The 16872-nt window shown below is 54.1% G+C and carries 18 protein-coding genes; 15 read left to right on the top strand and 3 right to left on the bottom strand.

What is annotated here, in order from left to right; all coding sequences use genetic code 11:
• Nucleotides 1–8 precede the first annotated feature (8 nt).
• Nucleotides 9–1235, bottom strand: a complete 1227-nt coding sequence (locus ACSEMK_RS04600) for an NADH:flavin oxidoreductase/NADH oxidase family protein (protein ID WP_430915504.1) — start codon at nucleotides 1233–1235, stop codon at nucleotides 9–11.
• Between the two features lie 80 nt (nucleotides 1236–1315).
• On the opposite strand from ACSEMK_RS04600, the gene ACSEMK_RS04605 reads away from it, so the two are divergent.
• Complete coding sequence (locus ACSEMK_RS04605) at nucleotides 1316–1744, top strand: MerR family transcriptional regulator (RefSeq protein ID WP_087858494.1); 429 nt, start codon at nucleotides 1316–1318, stop codon at nucleotides 1742–1744.
• Here the strand turns inward: ACSEMK_RS04605 and metQ are convergent, their stop codons facing one another.
• Nucleotides 1745–2560 carry a methionine ABC transporter substrate-binding lipoprotein MetQ gene (gene metQ / locus ACSEMK_RS04610; protein WP_087858493.1) on the bottom strand — a complete coding sequence of 272 codons (816 nt, stop codon included), beginning with the start codon at nucleotides 2558–2560 and terminating at the stop codon, nucleotides 1745–1747.
• Between the two features lie 345 nt (nucleotides 2561–2905).
• Here metQ and ACSEMK_RS04615 point away from each other — a divergent pair, with 345 nt between their 5' ends.
• Nucleotides 2906–3301 carry a DUF1398 domain-containing protein gene (locus tag ACSEMK_RS04615; protein WP_087858492.1) on the top strand — a complete coding sequence of 132 codons (396 nt, stop codon included), beginning with the start codon at nucleotides 2906–2908 and terminating at the stop codon, nucleotides 3299–3301.
• Between the two features lie 237 nt (nucleotides 3302–3538).
• A complete protein-coding gene (gene add, locus ACSEMK_RS04620) occupies nucleotides 3539–4543 on the top strand; it encodes an adenosine deaminase (RefSeq protein WP_087858491.1) in 1005 nt (334 codons plus the stop codon).
• A gap of 33 nt (nucleotides 4544–4576) precedes the next feature.
• Here add and ACSEMK_RS04625 read toward each other — a convergent pair whose 3' ends face one another.
• Nucleotides 4577–5617, bottom strand: a complete 1041-nt coding sequence (locus ACSEMK_RS04625; RefSeq protein ID WP_430915503.1) for an oxidoreductase — start codon at nucleotides 5615–5617, stop codon at nucleotides 4577–4579.
• A 170-nt stretch (nucleotides 5618–5787) separates the two neighbouring features.
• Here ACSEMK_RS04625 and blr point away from each other — a divergent pair, with 170 nt between their 5' ends.
• The 12 genes from blr to dtpA all read left to right on the top strand — a co-directional run bounded on the left by blr (nucleotide 5788) and on the right by dtpA (nucleotide 16866).
• Nucleotides 5788–5925: a division septum protein Blr gene (gene blr, locus ACSEMK_RS04630; protein WP_015366847.1), complete on the top strand. Its 138-nt coding sequence runs from the start codon at nucleotides 5788–5790 to the stop codon at nucleotides 5923–5925.
• Between the two features lie 110 nt (nucleotides 5926–6035).
• Nucleotides 6036–7406 carry a GH1 family beta-glucosidase gene (locus tag ACSEMK_RS04635; RefSeq protein ID WP_213317643.1) on the top strand — a complete coding sequence of 457 codons (1371 nt, stop codon included), beginning with the start codon at nucleotides 6036–6038 and terminating at the stop codon, nucleotides 7404–7406.
• Between the two features lie 214 nt (nucleotides 7407–7620).
• Nucleotides 7621–7836 carry a transcription modulator YdgT gene (gene ydgT / locus ACSEMK_RS04640; RefSeq protein WP_015366849.1) on the top strand — a complete coding sequence of 72 codons (216 nt, stop codon included), beginning with the start codon at nucleotides 7621–7623 and terminating at the stop codon, nucleotides 7834–7836.
• Between the two features lie 78 nt (nucleotides 7837–7914).
• Nucleotides 7915–8355, top strand: a complete 441-nt coding sequence (locus ACSEMK_RS04645) for a DUF2569 domain-containing protein (protein WP_015366850.1) — start codon at nucleotides 7915–7917, stop codon at nucleotides 8353–8355.
• Between the two features lie 78 nt (nucleotides 8356–8433).
• A complete protein-coding gene (gene rsxA, locus ACSEMK_RS04650; protein WP_015366851.1) occupies nucleotides 8434–9015 on the top strand; it encodes an electron transport complex subunit RsxA in 582 nt (193 codons plus the stop codon).
• Entirely contained in the window at nucleotides 9015–9593 is a 579-nt protein-coding gene (gene rsxB, locus ACSEMK_RS04655) for an electron transport complex subunit RsxB (RefSeq protein ID WP_045392444.1), read from the top strand. The genes rsxA and rsxB overlap by 1 nt, the downstream gene beginning before the upstream one ends.
• Nucleotides 9586–11682, top strand: coding sequence for an electron transport complex subunit RsxC (gene rsxC, locus ACSEMK_RS04660; RefSeq protein WP_430915502.1), 2097 nt, complete (start codon nucleotides 9586–9588; stop codon nucleotides 11680–11682). The genes rsxB and rsxC overlap by 8 nt, the downstream gene beginning before the upstream one ends.
• The gene (gene rsxD, locus ACSEMK_RS04665; RefSeq protein ID WP_015705232.1) at nucleotides 11683–12735 is read left to right on the top strand and encodes an electron transport complex subunit RsxD; all 1053 of its coding nucleotides are present in this window, start codon (nucleotides 11683–11685) and stop codon (nucleotides 12733–12735) included.
• Nucleotides 12736–12744: 9 nt separating this feature from the next.
• The gene (rsxG, locus tag ACSEMK_RS04670; protein WP_113374673.1) at nucleotides 12745–13365 is read left to right on the top strand and encodes an electron transport complex subunit RsxG; all 621 of its coding nucleotides are present in this window, start codon (nucleotides 12745–12747) and stop codon (nucleotides 13363–13365) included.
• Nucleotides 13366–13368: 3 nt separating this feature from the next.
• Nucleotides 13369–14067, top strand: coding sequence for an electron transport complex subunit E (locus tag ACSEMK_RS04675; protein WP_087858486.1), 699 nt, complete (start codon nucleotides 13369–13371; stop codon nucleotides 14065–14067).
• 1 nt (nucleotide 14068) lies between these two features.
• Nucleotides 14069–14704 (top strand): endonuclease III, encoded by a 636-nt coding sequence (nth, locus tag ACSEMK_RS04680; protein ID WP_113374672.1) that lies wholly within the window; start codon nucleotides 14069–14071, stop codon nucleotides 14702–14704.
• A 656-nt stretch (nucleotides 14705–15360) separates the two neighbouring features.
• Nucleotides 15361–16866 (top strand): dipeptide/tripeptide permease DtpA, encoded by a 1506-nt coding sequence (gene dtpA / locus ACSEMK_RS04685; protein ID WP_087858483.1) that lies wholly within the window; start codon nucleotides 15361–15363, stop codon nucleotides 16864–16866.
• Nucleotides 16867–16872: the final 6 nt, after the last annotated feature.

Raw genomic sequence — 16872 nt, forward strand, 5'->3', positions numbered from 1 at the left:
GGCTGTCATTACTTGCCCGCCATCCAGCGCCGATAACGTTTAGCCTGCCGTTTCGCCGTCAGTTGCGCCGTCAGCAACGCCCACAGTGGTGAGACCTGCTGCCGCACCGCGCGGTGGCGGCTTAACCGCTGCAGCTGATATTTCACCGCCGCCATATGCGCGCTGGCGGCAATGGCCTTGTTCTTCCAGTTACCCTGACGCAGCAGTGGCGCATCGTACTCCCCCTCACGCCAGTACTGCGCCAAATTGGGCACAATCGCCATCGCCGTGGCGATCCCCACCAGCGCAACTCCGCTATTCACCACCCTTTCCGCCACTTCACGCCGCCGCACGCCGCCGGTGACCATTAGTGGAATGGTCGCCACTTCGGCGATCTGCTCGGCAAACTGCAGGAAGTAAGCTTCCCGCGCCAGCGTTCGCTCATCACGCATGGTGCCCATCATCGCCGGCGCTTCGTAGCTGCCGCCGGAAAGTTCGACCAGATCGACGCCGCTTTCCGCCAGCATTTGCACCACCGTCCTGGCATCGTTAATCGAAAAACCGCCGCGCTGGAAATCCGCTGAGTTGAGTTTAACCACCACGGTAAAATCCGCCGCCACCGTCTCGCGGACGCCGCGCACGATATCCAGCAGTAGACGGGCGCGATTTTCAATGCTCCCGCCATATTGGTCGGTGCGCTGGTTACTGAGCGGCGAGAGGAACTGGCTCAGCAAATAACCGTGGGCGGCATGGATTTCGACGCCGTGAAATCCAGCGCGTTCCGCTAACCGGGAGGTGGTGATGAACCGTCGCGTCACATCGGCGATATCCTTCTCATCCATCGCCCGCGGCAGGCGAAAGCGCGAAGATTGCGACCCAAGATCCAGCGCCAACGCCGAAGGGGCCAGCGTCTCCTGTCCCAGGCCCGCAGGCATCTGTCGCCCAGGATGATTGATCTGCATCCACACCTGCGCGCCATTCGCCCGTGCCGCCTGCGACCAGGCGCGGAACTTGTCGAGATGTCGTTCATCTTCCAGCACCACGCCTGCCGGGCCTGTCATCGCCCGGGCGTCCACCATCACATTACCGGTAATAATCACCCCGGCGCCGCCCTGCGCCCAGGCCTGATAAAGCATGAGTAATTCCGTTGACGGCGCATGATCGGCATCGGCCATATTTTCTTCCATCGCCGCTTTAGCGATGCGGTTGTTAATGACGACGCCAGAGGCCAGTCGCAGAGGGGTAAAAAGGGTCATGTCAGGGCTCCAGTCAGTGAACTGGACAAACCATAACCTTAAAGTTAAGTTTAAGGTCAAGCAGCTTATGAGGAATAAAAATGAATATCGGTACACTGGCAAAACGCAGCGGCCTGGCTCCTTCGCGGATCCGTTATTACGAGCGGGCGGGGATCCTCAAAACCGTGCAGCGTAAAGCCAATGGCTATCGCAGCTATCCGGAAGAAACGCTGGTCGTGCTGGGACTGATTACTACCGCTCAGGCGGCGGGATTTACTCTTGAAGAAATCGCCGCCCTGTTACCGTCCGATCTCAACCACTGGGACCGACAAACGCTACTCACCACCCTGCAACAAAAAGTGGCGGATATTGAAAAACTGGAACAGAAACTCGCGTACGGTAAAGCGCAGCTGGTAAGCGTTATTGATGAGATACAACAGAAGCCGGATGACATTGACTGCGCCGCTAATGCGCGGCGCGTGTTATCTCAGGTGCTGGATGTGCAGGACCGGACGGCGAAGGAAGAATAGCTACCAGCCTTTCACCGCATCGCCTTTATACAATTCGGCGGCGGCGTTGGCGACTTCGTCGGTCTGGTAGGCTTTCACCAGGTTCTTCACCTTTGCGCTATCTTTATTATCTTCGCGGCTGGCAAAGATATTGACGTACGGTGAATTTTTATCCTCAATGAACAGACCATTACGCGTCGGCGACAGGCCAATCTGGCTGGAAAAGGTGGTATTAATGATAGCCATTGTCACCTGTTTATCATCCAGCGCACGGGTCAGCTGCGGCGCTTCAATCTCGACGATTTTCAGCTTCTTTGGGTTATTGACGATATCCAGCGCGGTTGGCAGCAGACCTACTCCCTCTTTCAGAGTGATAAGCCCCTGATTCTCCAGCAATAGCAGTGAGCGTCCAAGGTTGGTTGGGTCGTTAGGCACCGCCACCTGGGCGCCGTCCGGAAGCTGCGAAATGGCGGTAATTTTCTTTGAATAAGCGGCTATCGGATAGACAAATGTGGTACCAACATCCACCAGCTTATAGCCGCGCTCCTGAATCTGTTTATCCAGATAGGGTTTATGCTGGAAAGCATTGATATCGAGATCGCCATTGTTCAGCGCCTCGTTTGGCAGAACGAAATCATTGAAAGTCACCACCTCGACATCGAGATTATATTTTTGTTTGGCGACTTTTTGCACCACCGCCCAGACTTGCTGATCGATACCCGCGCTAATCCCCACCTTAATATGATTAGGATCCCGATCTTTTGGCCCACAACCCGCCAGTAGCAACGCGCCAACGAGAGCCAATGAATGAGTAAAACCTTTAAGTGAAAAAGCCATTTTCCCGGTGTCCTTTTAATATAGCCTGCTGACGATGGCAGGAATTTCAGTCCGGGACACTATATATAAGCGTCTTACTAAGATTAAATACTGATTCTCTATGACTAATAGCGAAACGCTATTGATAAGTCGCCACGCTGCTTTTACTCCCCCGCCAGTGGAACTGCTGATTTCTTGCGCTGAAGCAATACTTTGTAACACTTGAAACACTGTTCCAATACCATTACACACATTAAAATTAAGTTTATATAATTAGCATTATAATAAATAGATAAGTGAACGTTTTATATACACTAGCTGTATATAAAGCCGTATCGCACGCACACACGACCCACAAGGAAAACCATGGAGCTTCTGGATTTGCTCAGAACCATTTTTGAGCGAGTACGTACTGATGCGGATTTTATTTCATTTACTGAAGTACTCATTGAAAATAATGTCTCTTATTACATCTATTTTGTTGCTACCGGGAATGTGAATTTTGTTATGTCATCAGATACTTTCGTTTCCCTGAAAAGCAACAGAAAGTTGCTGCGTGTTAACTCGCAGGCCTGCAGAACGCTCACCCGAGAAGCTGCGCGACGCCACTTTAGTGGTGTCACTCCTTTTGATAACTATTGCGCCGAACTGGCAAATGCCGGGGTATTTAAATGGGTGGTTGATCTTAATGAAAAAACGCGCCATTACTGGTCAAAAGACAACACATTATTGCATATGGAAAATATGATTCTCCCCTTTTAATCGCAGAAATTATTAAACGCTCATCCAGATATTCAGACGGCCCGGAAGTTAGTTTACGCTTGGGGCCGCTCAACACCTCAAGTTGCGCAACAGAAAAGGGAAATGGCTTTTTATTTGCGCAAAAACAGACTTTGCACCCCCCATCTCCATGTATCCATGGGATTTTTTCCGTACTTTTAAACGGTTACGCTGCTGATGTATAATATCGTGCACTTCAACTAAAAAATGAGTGCGACCATGATTGATTCAACTTTGCCTTTAACAGACATTCACCGCCATCTTGACGGCAACATCCGTGCCCAAACCATTCTCGATCTTGGCCGCCAGTTCAATATTACTCTCCCGGCAGATACCCTTGAAACGCTGCGTCCGCATGTGCAGGTCACCAGCAATGAACCAGACCTGGTTAGCTTCCTGGCGAAACTCGATTGGGGCGTGAAGGTGCTGGCTTCTCTGGAAGCCTGCCGCCGTGTTGCCTGGGAAAACGTTGAAGACGCCGCGCGCAACGGCCTGCACTACGTTGAGCTGCGTTTTTCTCCGCGTTATATGGCGATGACCCATCAGCTGCCGGTCGCCGGCGTCGTCGAAGCGGTGATTGCCGGAGTACGCGAAGGCTGCCGTGATTTCGGCGTCGAGGCGCGTCTGATTGGCATCATGAGCCGCACCTTCGGCGAAGCGGCCTGTGAAGAGGAACTCGACGCCCTGCTGGCCCATCGCGATGGGATCACCGCGCTGGATCTGGCTGGCGATGAGCTGGGGTTCCCTGGCGCGCTGTTTATGGATCATTTCCGTCGCGCGCGTGACGCGGGTTGGCGTATTACCGTCCACGCAGGTGAAGCAGCCGGGCCGGAAAGTATCTGGCAGGCCATTCGTGAACTGGGCGCCGAACGCATCGGTCATGGGGTGAAAGCCGTGCAGGATCCGAAGCTAATGGACTACCTCGCCGCTGAACGTATTGGCATTGAATCCTGCCTGACGTCGAACATCCAGACCAGTACCGTCGCCTCACTGGCGCAGCACCCGCTGAAGACCTTCCTCGATCACGGCGTGCTGGCCTGCATTAACACCGACGATCCGGCGGTACAGGGTGTGGATATTATTCACGAGTACAATGTCGCCGCACCGGCGGCGGGCCTCAACCGCGAGCAGATCCGTCAGGCGCAAATTAACGGTCTGGAACTGGCGTTCCTCAGCCGTCAGGAAAAAGAGGCGCTGATCCAACGCGTTCTAAAGGCTAATTAAGCCAAAGCTCCGCCGTGCAGGCGGAGCATGCTGTTAAATCAGGCACAGCGCCGTCCGGTGCCGTGCCGATTCAATCCCCAGTTCAATCAGTTCCATAATCTGAATCGCCTGGCTTGCGGGTACCGGGTTTTCTCCGCTGCCGTTGAGCGCATCGCGAATCGCCGCATAATAAGCGGGATAGTTCCCGGGGAGCGTCAGCCAGGTTTCCTCGACGCGCTCTTCACCTTCAACACGGGTCAATATACCGTCACGCATATCGTAGCCCCAATCCTCCTGCGGCAACCGTTCGCCGTTTTTCAAACGTTCTTCCTGCGGATCGAGACCATATTTCACATAGCTTCCTCGTGAACCATGGACGATATATCGCGCCGTTTCTGCCGCCGCCAGCAGCGTGCTGTGCAAAATCACTCGCCGTTGCGGATAAACTAACACCGCGTGAAAATAATCCGTCGCCTGCGCGCCGGGGCGCTGCTGCGCCAGATCGACGGCAATACTCACCGGCAGGCCAAACAGATTGACCGCCTGATCGAGCAGATGCGGGCCTAAGTCATACCAGATACCGCTGCCAGGGCCGCCCTGCTCACGCCAGCGGTCACGAACCTGCGGGCGAAAACGATCGAAATGTGATTCAAAATAACTGACCTCCCCCAAATCCCCTGCGGCAATCAAGGCCTTCAGCGTGAGAAAATCGCTATCCCAACGGCGATTATGGAACACCGATAACAGCCGCCCGCGGCTTCTGGCGATAGCATCCAACTCGCGTGCTTGTGACAGTGTCACGGTAAAAGGTTTGTCAACAATGACGTGTTTACCCGCCTCCAGCGCCGCTCGCGCCAAAGGGAAATGGGTATCGTTGGGAGTCGGAATAACAATCAAATCGATATCAGGGTCAGCGTATAGCGAACTCGTTGAAGCCACCACCTGGGTCGCCGGCCAGTCTGTCAGTACTTTTTGCGCGTCGCTACTGACCACGGCCGATAGCGCCATACCCGGCGTACCGGAAATCAATGGCGCGTGAAATGTCTTGCTTGCATAACCATAGCCTATCAGTCCTACCCTTATAGCATCACTCATGGCGTCATCCTCGCAGGCAACCATGACTTCTACTATAAACCTTAATCTTCCGCTTATCCGTGCACGCTGTTCATCTTTGCGTCAGTTGCGCAATGCATGGGCAGTAATACTTGCGTTGTTTCCGCGGTTTAGTAACATTTCAATCCATTTTAACTTTCCGCTTTAGAATTATGACGACTGTTTTTACCCGCATTGTAGAACTTATTGGTTGGGTTGTGTTTGGCGTTTCGGCTGTACTGTTGGTGGTTGCGCATCAAATCGATGATTATCAGTCCCCGCCCCCGGCTAGCACCGTACAGGCGAAATAAAGGCAAAAAGTGATACTCGCCGCAAATCTGCAACCGGTTTCAGAAACCGGTTGCAGATTTGTCGCGCCATTCAATACACTCTCCTTATCACTTGATAAGGAGTTTTTTTGATGGCCGCATTTCCGCAAGATTTTCTCTGGGGGGCAGCAACGGCCGCCTACCAGGTTGAAGGCGGGCACGATGCCGATGGCAAAGGCCCTTCTATTTGGGATATTTACTCGCACCAGCCGGGAACCACCTTTCAGGGCACCAATGGCGATATCGCCGTCGATCACTATCATCGTTTTCGTGAAGATGTCGCCCTGATGGCTGAAATGGGGCTACAAAGCTACCGTTTTTCTATCTCCTGGCCACGGTTATTGCCTCATGGCCGTGGCGAAGTCAATGAACCCGGCGTACAGTTTTACAGCGATTTGATCGACGAACTGCTGGCGCACAATATCGAACCAATGATCACCCTTTATCACTGGGATTTACCGCAGGCATTGCAGGACGAAGGGGGTTGGGAGGCTCGCAGCACAGCGGAAGCCTTCGCCGAATACGCTCGTCTGTGCTATCAGCGCTTCGGTTCCAGGGTCAAGCTGTGGGCAACCTTTAACGAAACCATCGTATTTATCGGCCACGGTTATATTAATGGCTGCCATCCACCGGCGGTACGCGACCCGGCTCGCGCCATCCAGGCTTGTCACCATGTCTTTGTCGCCCACGCGCTGGCCGTTAAGACCTTCCGTGAAATGAACATTAACGGCCAGATCGGTTTCGTTAACGTCCTGCAGCCCCATACGCCGTTGACGCAAAGCGCCGAGGATATCAGGGCCACCGCGTTGGCCGATGCTATCCATACCCACTGGCTATACGATCCGGTACTGAAAGGCGTCTATCCAGCCGATTTGCTCCGTCAGGCTCAGGCGCTGTGGAATGTACCCCTTTTTGCGCCGGGCGACGATGCGCTGCTCAAGGAAAACCGCTGTGATTTTATCGGCCTGAATTATTATCGTCGGGAGACGGTCTCCGCCACGCCGCAAGAAGGTCCAGGCGTCGGCGAGTCCGGCGTGGATGGATTATTTTATTTCGTCCGCAATCCGCAAAGTACTTATACTGAATGGGGCTGGGAAATTTGGCCGCAGGGATTAACCGACGGCATCATGATGATAAAAGAGCGCTATGGCGATATCCCAATCTATATCACCGAAAATGGTTTGGGGGCAAAAGATCCGATAATTGACGGTGAAATTGTCGACGATCCGCGAATTGACTATCTGAGTAGCCACATTAATGCGCTGGAAAAAGCAATAGCATTAGGTGCGGATGTCCGCGGTTTTTACCCGTGGTCCTTTATTGACCTGCTAAGCTGGCTCAACGGCTATCAGAAGCAGTATGGCTTTGTCTACGTCGATCACCAGCAGAACCGCGCCCGCAAACGAAAAAAGAGTTATTTCTGGTACCAAAACGTTATTGCCAGCCGAGGCGAACAGCGTTAATCTTCCCCCCTCAGGCGCCGTCCGGCGCCTGATCTGGTTGTAGAATATTCTTAAATTTCTTTTTACGATGCCAGGATCCTAATCAGTTCTTGTTTTTAGTATTGGCAACCGAAATAATTCCGCCGGCCCATCAAGAAGGCGCTGTTAGTTGAAACACGGTTTACAGAAAATTGGTAATATTCGACTTAATTCCGATTATTAAATGGATACACAAATGACCGTACAGGATTATTTATTAAAATTCCGCAAAATTAGTTCGCTGGAAAGCCTGGAAAAACTTTTTGATCATCTTAACTATTCTCTCTCTGACACCAATGAAATCGTCAACATGTATCGCGCCGCCGATCACCGCCGCGCCGAGTTAGTTTCTGGCGGAAAACTGTTCGATGTCGGCCAGGTGCCGAAGTCGGTATGGCGTTACGTGCAATAAAGACTGTTATCATTCACGCCAGTTGCTTATACTTCCCGCCCTGAAATTAACTAACTGGCGTTGAATCCGGGGGTTACGATGTCCTCTCAATCTGCAGAACGTATAGGCGGATGGCTACTGGCGCCGCTGGCGTGGTTACTGCTCGCGCTGCTCAGCACCTCCCTATCATTAATACTGTACGCGAATGCGCTGATGGCGCCGCAGACCTGGGCATTGCTGAAAGCGATGAGCTTCGGCCACCTGGCGCTATGGCTGGCCTCGCTGCTGTTCGCCGTCGCGATGTGGTATTATACCCTGTGGCTGACAATAGCTTTTTTCAAACGCCGCGCGGTGGTACCCAAACACTACATTATCTGGCTGCTTATTTCGCTGCTGCTGGCGATTAAGGCGTTCGCTTTTTCGCCGATTTCGGATCTTCTGGCCATGCGCCAACTGCTGTTTCCGTTGCTTGCCGCAGCACTGTTTGCGCCCTATTTTCGACGCTCTGCGCGGGTTAAGCGGACCTTCGTCAATCCGTAATAACCACACAGTTCACCTGTTGTCGCCGGTATCGATTTATTCGATAATAGGCGGCTTTTTTTCGTTTCAGGTCCAATAATGGCTGATTATTTACTGCTCTTTGTCGGTACTGTCCTTGTTAATAACTTCGTGCTGGTGAAGTTCCTTGGATTGTGCCCGTTTATGGGGGTTTCCAAAAAGCTGGAAACCGCTATGGGGATGGGACTGGCCACCACCTTCGTGATGACGCTGGCCTCGATTTGCGCTTGGTTGATCGACACCTGGATCCTTATCCCGCTAAACCTTGTTTATCTACGCACCCTGGCCTTTATCCTGGTCATCGCGGTGGTGGTGCAATTTACCGAGATGGTGGTCCGTAAAACCAGCCCGGCGCTGTATCGCCTGCTGGGGATCTTCCTGCCGTTAATCACCACCAACTGCGCGGTGCTGGGCGTGGCATTGCTGAATATTAACCTCGGGCATAATTTCCTGCAGTCCGCGCTGTACGGTTTCGCCGCCGCCGTCGGTTTCTCGCTGGTGATGGTGTTATTCGCCGCCATTCGCGAACGACTAGTAGTTGCCGATGTTCCCGCGCCGTTTCGCGGTAACGCGATTGCGCTGGTGACCGCAGGATTAATGTCGCTGGCATTTATGGGCTTTAGTGGTTTGGTGAAGTTGTAATGAGCGCTGTCTGGATAGCCGTGATCGCCATCAGCCTGCTCGGGCTGATTTTCGGCTTAATACTAGGGTACGCGTCGCGCCGTTTTGCGGTGGAAGACGATCCGGTGGTAGAAAAAATTGATGAACTACTGCCGCAAAGTCAATGCGGCCAATGCGGTTTTCCTGGCTGTCGTCCCTACGCGGAAGCCGTTGGGACTCAAGGTGAAAAAATTAACCGCTGCGCCCCCGGCGGCGAAGCGGTTATGTTAAAAATCGCCGCATTATTGAATGTCGATCCGCAGCCTATTGACGGCGACGAGCAGCAGCAAGAGCCGGTTCGCATGTTGGCGGTGATTGATGAAGCCAACTGCATTGGCTGCACCAAATGTATTCAGGCCTGCCCGGTCGATGCCATCGTTGGCGCGACCCGCGCCATGCATACGGTGATGAGCGACCTGTGTACCGGCTGTAATCTCTGCGTGGCCCCCTGCCCGACTCAGTGTATTGACCTGCGTCCAGTCGCTCAGACCACCGAAACCTGGAAATGGGACCTGCAAACCATCCCAGTACGCAATATTCCTGTGGAACAACATGTTTAAGTTATTTTCCGCTTTCCGAAAAGACAAAATCTGGGACTTCAACGGCGGTATTCATCCGCCTGAAATGAAAACTCAGTCCAACGGCACGCCGCTGCGTCAGGTTCCTCTGCCGCAGCGTTTCGTCATTCCGCTGAAGCAGCATATCGGTGCTGAAGGCGAACTGTGCGTACAACCGGGCGACAAAGTTCTGCGCGGTCAACCGTTGACCCGCGGTTTTGGCAGAATGCTGCCGGTTCATGCCCCGACTTCCGGAACGGTGACGGCTATCGAGCCTCACTCGACCGCCCATCCTTCCGCGCTGGCGGAACTGAGCGTTATTATCGACGCCGATGGCGAAGATTGCTGGATTGAGCGCGAGGGCTGGAGCGACTACCACAACAAGTCGCGTGAAGAACTGATCGAACGTATCCACCAGTTTGGCGTCGCCGGACTCGGCGGCGCCGGCTTCCCTACGGGAACAAAACTGCGCGGCGGCGGTGATAAAATCGACACCCTGATTATCAATGCCGCCGAATGCGAGCCCTATATCACCGCTGACGATCGCCTGATGCAGGATTGCGCGGCGCAGGTTGTGGAGGGGATCCGCATCCTTGCGCATATTTTGCAGCCCAAACAGGTGCTGATTGGTATCGAAGATAACAAGCCGCAGGCCATCTCCATGCTGCGCGCGGTATTAACCGACGCCCATGGCATAGCATTGCGGGTGATCCCAACCAAATATCCCTCCGGCGGCGCGAAGCAGCTCACGCAAATTCTCACCGGAAAGCAGGTGCCGCACGGCGGACGCTCTTCCGATATTGGCGTCCTGATGCAGAACGTTGGCACCGCTTATGCAGTTAAACGCGCGGTGATCGACGGCGAGCCGTTGACCGAGCGCGTCGTCACCCTCACCGGCGAAGCGATTAGCCGTCCGGGCAACGTTTGGGCGCGCCTTGGTACGCCGGTGCGCCATCTTCTGAGCGATGCCGGTTTCTGCGCCAGCGCGGAGCCGATGGTCATCATGGGCGGGCCGCTAATGGGCTTCACTCTGCCCTGGCTCGACGTTCCGGTCGTGAAAATCACTAACTGCCTGCTGGCGCCGTCGGTGATTGAGATGGGCGAAACGCAGGAAGAGCAAGGTTGTATCCGCTGCAGCGCCTGCGCCGATGCCTGCCCGGCAGATCTCCTCCCCCAGCAGCTATATTGGTTCAGTAAAGGCCAGCAGCACGATAAAGCCACCACCCACAACTTAGCTGACTGCATCGAATGCGGCGCCTGCGCCTGGGTCTGTCCTAGCAATATTCCACTAGTGCAATATTTCCGCCAGGAAAAAGCGGAAATTGCCGCCATTCGCCTGGAAGAACAGCGCGCCGCCGAAGCCAAAGCTCGTTTTGAAGCGCGACAGGCGCGTCTTGAGCGCGAAAAAGCCGCGCGTCAGGAGCGGCACAAAAAAGCGGCCGTCCAACCGGCGGCGAAAGATCAGGATGCTATTAACGCCGCGTTGGCCCGGGTGCGTGATAAGCAGCGTGATGCGGCGCAGCCGATTGTCATTCAATCCGGCAGTAAACCGGACAACAGCGAAGCGATTGCCGCCCGCGAAGCGCGTAAAGCCGAGGCTCGGGCGCGCAAAGCCGCACAGCAAACTGCTGTCGACTCGACAGCCGATGCTCCCGATCCGCGTAAAGCCGCCGTTGAAGCCGCCATCGCTCGCGCCAAAGCACGAAAAGCTGCGCAGCAGGTTGAAAACGCCGCACCGTCTGCCGAAAGTGAAACAACGGTTGAGGCTGCGCCCGCGGTCGATCCGCGTAAAGCCGCCGTTGAAGCCGCTATCGCCCGTGCAAAAGCGCGTAAGGCTGCGCAGCAGGTTGAAAACGCCGCACCGTCTGCCGAAAGTGAAACAACGGTTGAGGCTGCGCCCACGGTCGATCCGCGTAAAGCCGCCGTTGAAGCCGCTATCGCCCGTGCAAAAGCGCGTAAGGCCGCACAGCAAGTAGAACAACAAACCGCGCCGGACGCGGCCAATGACGACCCGCGTAAAGCGGCCGTCGCGGCAGCTATCGCTCGCGTTCAGGCACGTAAAGCAACACAGCAGGCAGTTAACGAGGAATAAATGGTTTTCAGAATCGCAAGCTCCCCTTATACCCACAACCAGCGCCAGACCTCGCGAATTATGCTACTGGTGCTGCTGGCGGCGATCCCTGGTATTGTCGTCCAGAGCTGGTTTTTCGGCTGGGGTACCCTGTTGCAGATTATCCTTGCGGCCTTCACCGCATGGGGAACCGAAGCGGCTATTCTCAAGTTGCGCAAACAAAATATTGCGGCAACCCTTGCGGATAACTCCGCCCTGCTGACCGGTTTGTTGCTGGCAGTCAGTATTCCGCCGCTGGCGCCGTGGTGGATGGTGGTGTTGGGCACCGCATTCGCGGTGGTGATTGCCAAGCAACTGTACGGCGGATTAGGGCATAACCCCTTCAACCCGGCAATGATCGGCTACGTCGTCCTGCTGATCTCTTTCCCGGTGCAGATGACCTCCTGGTTACCACCGCACGAGATTGCCGCTCAGGTTCCTGGTTTTATGGATGCGCTGCAGGTCATTTTCAGCGGCCACACCGCCAGCGGTGGCGATATGAACAGCCTGCGCATGGGAATCGACGGTATCAGCCAGGCTACTCCGCTGGATACATTTAAAACGTCGCTGCATGCCGGACACAGCGCAAAAGAGATCCTGCAGTATCCAATTTATGGCGGCCAACTGGCTGGTCTCGGCTGGCAGTGGGTTAACCTCGCCTGGCTGGCTGGCGGTCTGTTCCTGCTTTGGCAAAAAACCATCCGCTGGCATATCCCGGTTAGCTTCCTGCTAAGCCTTGCCGTCTGCGCCACTCTCGGCTGGATTTTCTCACCGGAAAGCCTGGCATCGCCGCAAATGCATCTGCTTTCCGGCGCCACCATGCTCGGGGCATTCTTTATCCTTACCGATCCGGTGACGGCATCCACCACCAACCGCGGACGCCTGATTTTCGGCGCGCTGGCCGGTTTACTGGTATGGCTAATCCGCAGCTTCGGCGGTTATCCGGACGGGGTCGCCTTTGCCGTGCTGCTGGCGAATATTACCGTCCCATTGATTGACTACTACACGCGCCCGCGCGTGTATGGCCACCGTTGAGGAGTCGCGATGTTAAACAGCATGCGTAAACATGGCATCACGCTGGCGCTCTTTGCCGCTGGCTCGACCGGACTAACGGCCGCCATTAATGAGTTAACCAAAAACACCATCGAGCAGCAGGCCGCGCTGCAGCAAAAGGCCCTATTCGATCAGGTCCTGCCAGCGGAGAGTTATAATAACGATTTGCTGAAAAGCTGTTATCTGGTGACCGCGTCGCAGTTAGGCAAAGGTCAGCATAAAGTGTGGATTGCAAAGCAGAACGATACGCCGGTCGGCGCGGTGATGGAAGCCACGGCGCCGGATGGTTATTCCGGGGCGATTCAACTGCTGGTCGCAGCTGACTTTAAAGGCACCGTTCTTGGATCACGTGTCACCGAGCATCATGAGACCCCCGGGCTCGGCGATAAGATCGAACTGCGTATTTCTGACTGGATCACCCACTTCAGCGGCAAGGTTATCCATGGTCAAAATGATAGCCACTGGGCGGTGAAAAAAGACGGTGGTGATTTCGACCAATTCACCGGTGCGACCATTACCCCCCGCGCGGTGGTAAACGCCGTTAAACGCGCGGGACTGTATGCGCAAACGCTGCCCGCGCAGATCCCTGAATTCACCGCCTGCGGAGACTAAACCATGAGCGAAGTAAAAGACGTCATTGTTCAAGGGTTGTGGAAGAATAACTCGGCGCTGGTTCAGCTGTTGGGTATGTGTCCCCTGCTTGCGGTTACCTCAACGGCTACCAATGCCCTGGGCCTCGGTCTGGCGACCACGCTGGTACTGACGCTAACTAACCTCACTATCTCCAGCCTGCGCCGTTGGACGCCAGCGGAGATCCGTATTCCGATCTACGTGATGATTATCGCCTCGGTAGTTAGCGTGGTACAAATGCTTATCAACGCATACGCTTTCGGCCTGTATCAATCGTTGGGTATTTTCATTCCACTTATCGTCACCAACTGTATCGTGGTGGGGCGCGCCGAAGCGTTCGCCGCCAAAAAAGGACCGGCGCTGTCGGCGCTTGATGGTTTTTCCATTGGTATGGGCGCGACCTGCGCCATGTTTGTGCTGGGATCGCTGCGCGAAATAATCGGCAATGGCACGTTGTTTGATGGCGCCGATAGCTTATTAGGCGGTTGGGCGAAAGTTCTGCGCATCGAAGTTTTCCATACCGATACGCCGTTCCTGCTGGCGATGCTGCCGCCGGGCGCTTTCATTGGCCTCGGTATGATGCTGGCGGTAAAATACCTCATCGATGAGCGTACTAAGCAGCGTAAGGCGAAAGCGGCGCAGGCCGTCTCCGTCGCCCCAACTGATGTGACAGGGAAAGCGTAAGATGAATAAAGCCAAACGCCTGGAGATCCTGACCAGGCTGCGGGATAACGACCCGCACCCAACCACCGAACTTAATTTTACCTCGCCGTTCGAGTTACTGATTGCGGTGCTGCTGTCGGCGCAGGCCACCGATGTGAGCGTCAATAAAGCGACGGCGAAGCTCTATCCGGTCGCCAATACGCCGGCGGCGATGCTGGAACTTGGCGTTGACGGCGTGAAGTCCTATATCAAGACCATTGGTCTTTTTAACAGTAAAGCCGAAAACGTCATTAAGACCTGCCGCATCCTGCTGGAGCAGCATAACGGTGAAGTACCGGAAGACAGGGCGGCGCTGGAGGCCTTACCGGGGGTCGGGCGTAAGACCGCTAATGTCGTGCTGAATACCGCCTTTGGCTGGCCGACTATTGCCGTCGATACCCATATTTTTCGCGTTTGCAATCGGACACAATTTGCTCCCGGCAAGAACGTTGAACAAGTCGAAGAAAAGTTGTTAAAGGTGGTTCCTGCGGAGTTTAAAGTTGACTGCCACCACTGGCTTATTCTTCACGGCCGTTACACTTGTATCGCGCGAAAACCGCGCTGTGGTTCCTGCCTGATTGAAGATTTGTGCGAGTATAAAGAGAAGGTAGAGTCCTGAGTTCTGCATATCTGCTGAATACGACCGCTCTCCCCAGCCGCCGCTATTTTCCTCATTGACCGCCTGGAGCCATAACTTAACCTATGGTTATGGCTCTATTATTTATCAATCATACCGATAATCACTCCATACTTTTGCCGTTTAGATGGATAATTATGCGGTTATATAACCAGCAATCAGCGCATTCGTTTTTTACCGTTGAAAATTTTCTATATATTTGTGATCAAGATCATCCACGCAACTCATCGTTAAATTACTGTTGCAAAAATGCTGCAAAAAGCCAGCAATTTCAATATCAGAGCCTTACACGTCAGGACAATAGCCTGCTTATTTTTAGGAATATAGGCCATCTCACTACCTTCAAGGTCAAAAAGCAGAATATATCGCCTTTATCCCCGCGGCGACGGCCAATCACAGATTAAAATATCAGGTTTAGCAAAAAGGTGAAATTTAACTCTGTATAACATTTGTATGACTGGCTAATTATAGTGGCTTAGTTATGTGTAACAGAGTATTACAAAGCTATTGCCTGATGGGGCAGGATAGTGAACATTACTTGCCGTTTTCCCTCCAAGAATAACTATAAAGGCGGCGGTCCTCCGGGATTGCGCCCCAAACAGCCCCCGTTAATATGGGATGTAAAAAAAGAGGTATATGTGTCAACTGCAAACAATAAACCAGCAGAAAGCGTGAGTTTGAACGCTTTCAAACAACCAAGAGCGTTTTATCTCATTTTCTCCATTGAGTTATGGGAGCGTTTTGGTTATTACGGCCTGCAAGGGATCATGGCCGTTTACCTGGTAAAACAGCTGGGTATGTCGGAAGCGGATTCTATCACCCTGTTCTCTTCCTTTAGTGCACTGGTTTATGGCCTGGTCGCTATCGGCGGATGGCTCGGCGACAAGGTACTTGGCACCAAACGCGTCATCATGCTTGGCGCGATTGTACTGGCTATCGGCTATGCGCTGGTTGCCTGGTCCGGTCACGATGCCGCCATCGTCTATATGGGTATGGCGACTATCGCCGTCGGTAACGGCTTGTTTAAAGCCAACCCGTCCTCCCTGCTCTCTACCTGCTACGACAAGAACGACCCGCGTCTGGACGGTGCATTCACCATGTACTACATGTCCGTCAATATCGGTTCCTTCTTCTCTATGCTGGCCACACCGTGGTTGGCGGCGAAGTTCGGCTGGAGCGTGGCGTTCGCGCTGAGCGTAGTGGGCATGCTGATTACCGTGGTTAACTTCGCCTTCTGCCAGAAGTGGGTTAAACAGTACGGTTCTAAACCTGACTTCGCTCCGGTACATGTCGGCAAACTGCTGGCGACCATCGTCGGCGTGGTAGTTCTGGTTGCTATTGCCACCTGGCTGCTGCACAACCAGGGCATCGCACGTATGGCGCTGGGCGTCATCGCACTGGGCATCGTTATCATCTTCGCTAAAGAAGCCATGGCGCTGCAGGGCGCGGCGCGTCGTAAAATGATCGTTGCTTTCCTGCTGATGGTTGAAGCGATTGTCTTCTTCGTACTGTACAGCCAGATGCCAACCTCGCTGAACTTCTTCGCGATCCGTAACGTTGAGCACTCGATTCTGGGTATCGCGTTCGAACCTGAGCAGTATCAGGCGCTGAACCCGTTCTGGATTATGATTGGTAGCCCGATTCTGGCGGCGATTTATAACAAGATGGGTGACCGTCTGCCGATGCCGCATAAGTTCGCCATCGGTATGGTACTGTGCTCCGGTGCTTTCCTGGTGCTGCCGCTGGGTACCAAATTCGCCAGCGATGCCGGTATCGTCTCCGTCAACTGGTTGATCCTCAGCTACGCGCTGCAGAGTATCGGTGAACTGATGATTTCCGGCCTCGGCCTGGCGATGGTGGCTCAACTGGTACCGCAACGTCTGATGGGCTTCATCATGGGTAGCTGGTTCCTGACCACCGCAGGCGCCGCCATCATTGCAGGTAAAATAGCTAACCTGATGGCAGTACCGGAAAACGTCACCGACCCGCTGGTTTCTCTGAACGTTTACGGCCACGTGTTCCTGCAAATTGGTATCGCGACCGCAGTCATCGCTTTCCTGATGCTGCTGACCGCGCCGAAGCTGAACCGCATGACGCTGGACGACGACGCTGTTGCCAAAGCGCGCGAAACCGCAACCGCTTAAATGCTC

The organism is Klebsiella sp. K-3 (genome assembly GCF_051207495.1).
Taxonomy (GTDB): domain Bacteria; phylum Pseudomonadota; class Gammaproteobacteria; order Enterobacterales; family Enterobacteriaceae; genus Klebsiella; species Klebsiella aerogenes.

Bases quoted from the DNA above. Each gene is read 5' to 3' on its own strand.
- ACSEMK_RS04600 (WP_430915504.1), bottom strand. From the start codon at position 1,235: ATGACCCTTTTTACCCCTCTGCGACTGGCCTCTGGCGTCGTCATTAAC.
- ACSEMK_RS04605 (WP_087858494.1), top strand. From the start codon at position 1,316: ATGAATATCGGTACACTGGCAAAACGCAGCGGCCTGGCTCCTTCGCGG.
- metQ (WP_087858493.1), bottom strand. From the start codon at position 2,560: ATGGCTTTTTCACTTAAAGGTTTTACTCATTCATTGGCTCTCGTTGGC.
- ACSEMK_RS04615 (WP_087858492.1), top strand. From the start codon at position 2,906: ATGGAGCTTCTGGATTTGCTCAGAACCATTTTTGAGCGAGTACGTACT.
- add (WP_087858491.1), top strand. From the start codon at position 3,539: ATGATTGATTCAACTTTGCCTTTAACAGACATTCACCGCCATCTTGAC.
- ACSEMK_RS04625 (WP_430915503.1), bottom strand. From the start codon at position 5,617: ATGAGTGATGCTATAAGGGTAGGACTGATAGGCTATGGTTATGCAAGC.
- blr (WP_015366847.1), top strand. From the start codon at position 5,788: ATGACGACTGTTTTTACCCGCATTGTAGAACTTATTGGTTGGGTTGTG.
- ACSEMK_RS04635 (WP_213317643.1), top strand. From the start codon at position 6,036: ATGGCCGCATTTCCGCAAGATTTTCTCTGGGGGGCAGCAACGGCCGCC.
- ydgT (WP_015366849.1), top strand. From the start codon at position 7,621: ATGACCGTACAGGATTATTTATTAAAATTCCGCAAAATTAGTTCGCTG.
- ACSEMK_RS04645 (WP_015366850.1), top strand. From the start codon at position 7,915: ATGTCCTCTCAATCTGCAGAACGTATAGGCGGATGGCTACTGGCGCCG.
- rsxA (WP_015366851.1), top strand. From the start codon at position 8,434: ATGGCTGATTATTTACTGCTCTTTGTCGGTACTGTCCTTGTTAATAAC.
- rsxB (WP_045392444.1), top strand. From the start codon at position 9,015: ATGAGCGCTGTCTGGATAGCCGTGATCGCCATCAGCCTGCTCGGGCTG.
- rsxC (WP_430915502.1), top strand. From the start codon at position 9,586: ATGTTTAAGTTATTTTCCGCTTTCCGAAAAGACAAAATCTGGGACTTC.
- rsxD (WP_015705232.1), top strand. From the start codon at position 11,683: ATGGTTTTCAGAATCGCAAGCTCCCCTTATACCCACAACCAGCGCCAG.
- rsxG (WP_113374673.1), top strand. From the start codon at position 12,745: ATGTTAAACAGCATGCGTAAACATGGCATCACGCTGGCGCTCTTTGCC.
- ACSEMK_RS04675 (WP_087858486.1), top strand. From the start codon at position 13,369: ATGAGCGAAGTAAAAGACGTCATTGTTCAAGGGTTGTGGAAGAATAAC.
- nth (WP_113374672.1), top strand. From the start codon at position 14,069: ATGAATAAAGCCAAACGCCTGGAGATCCTGACCAGGCTGCGGGATAAC.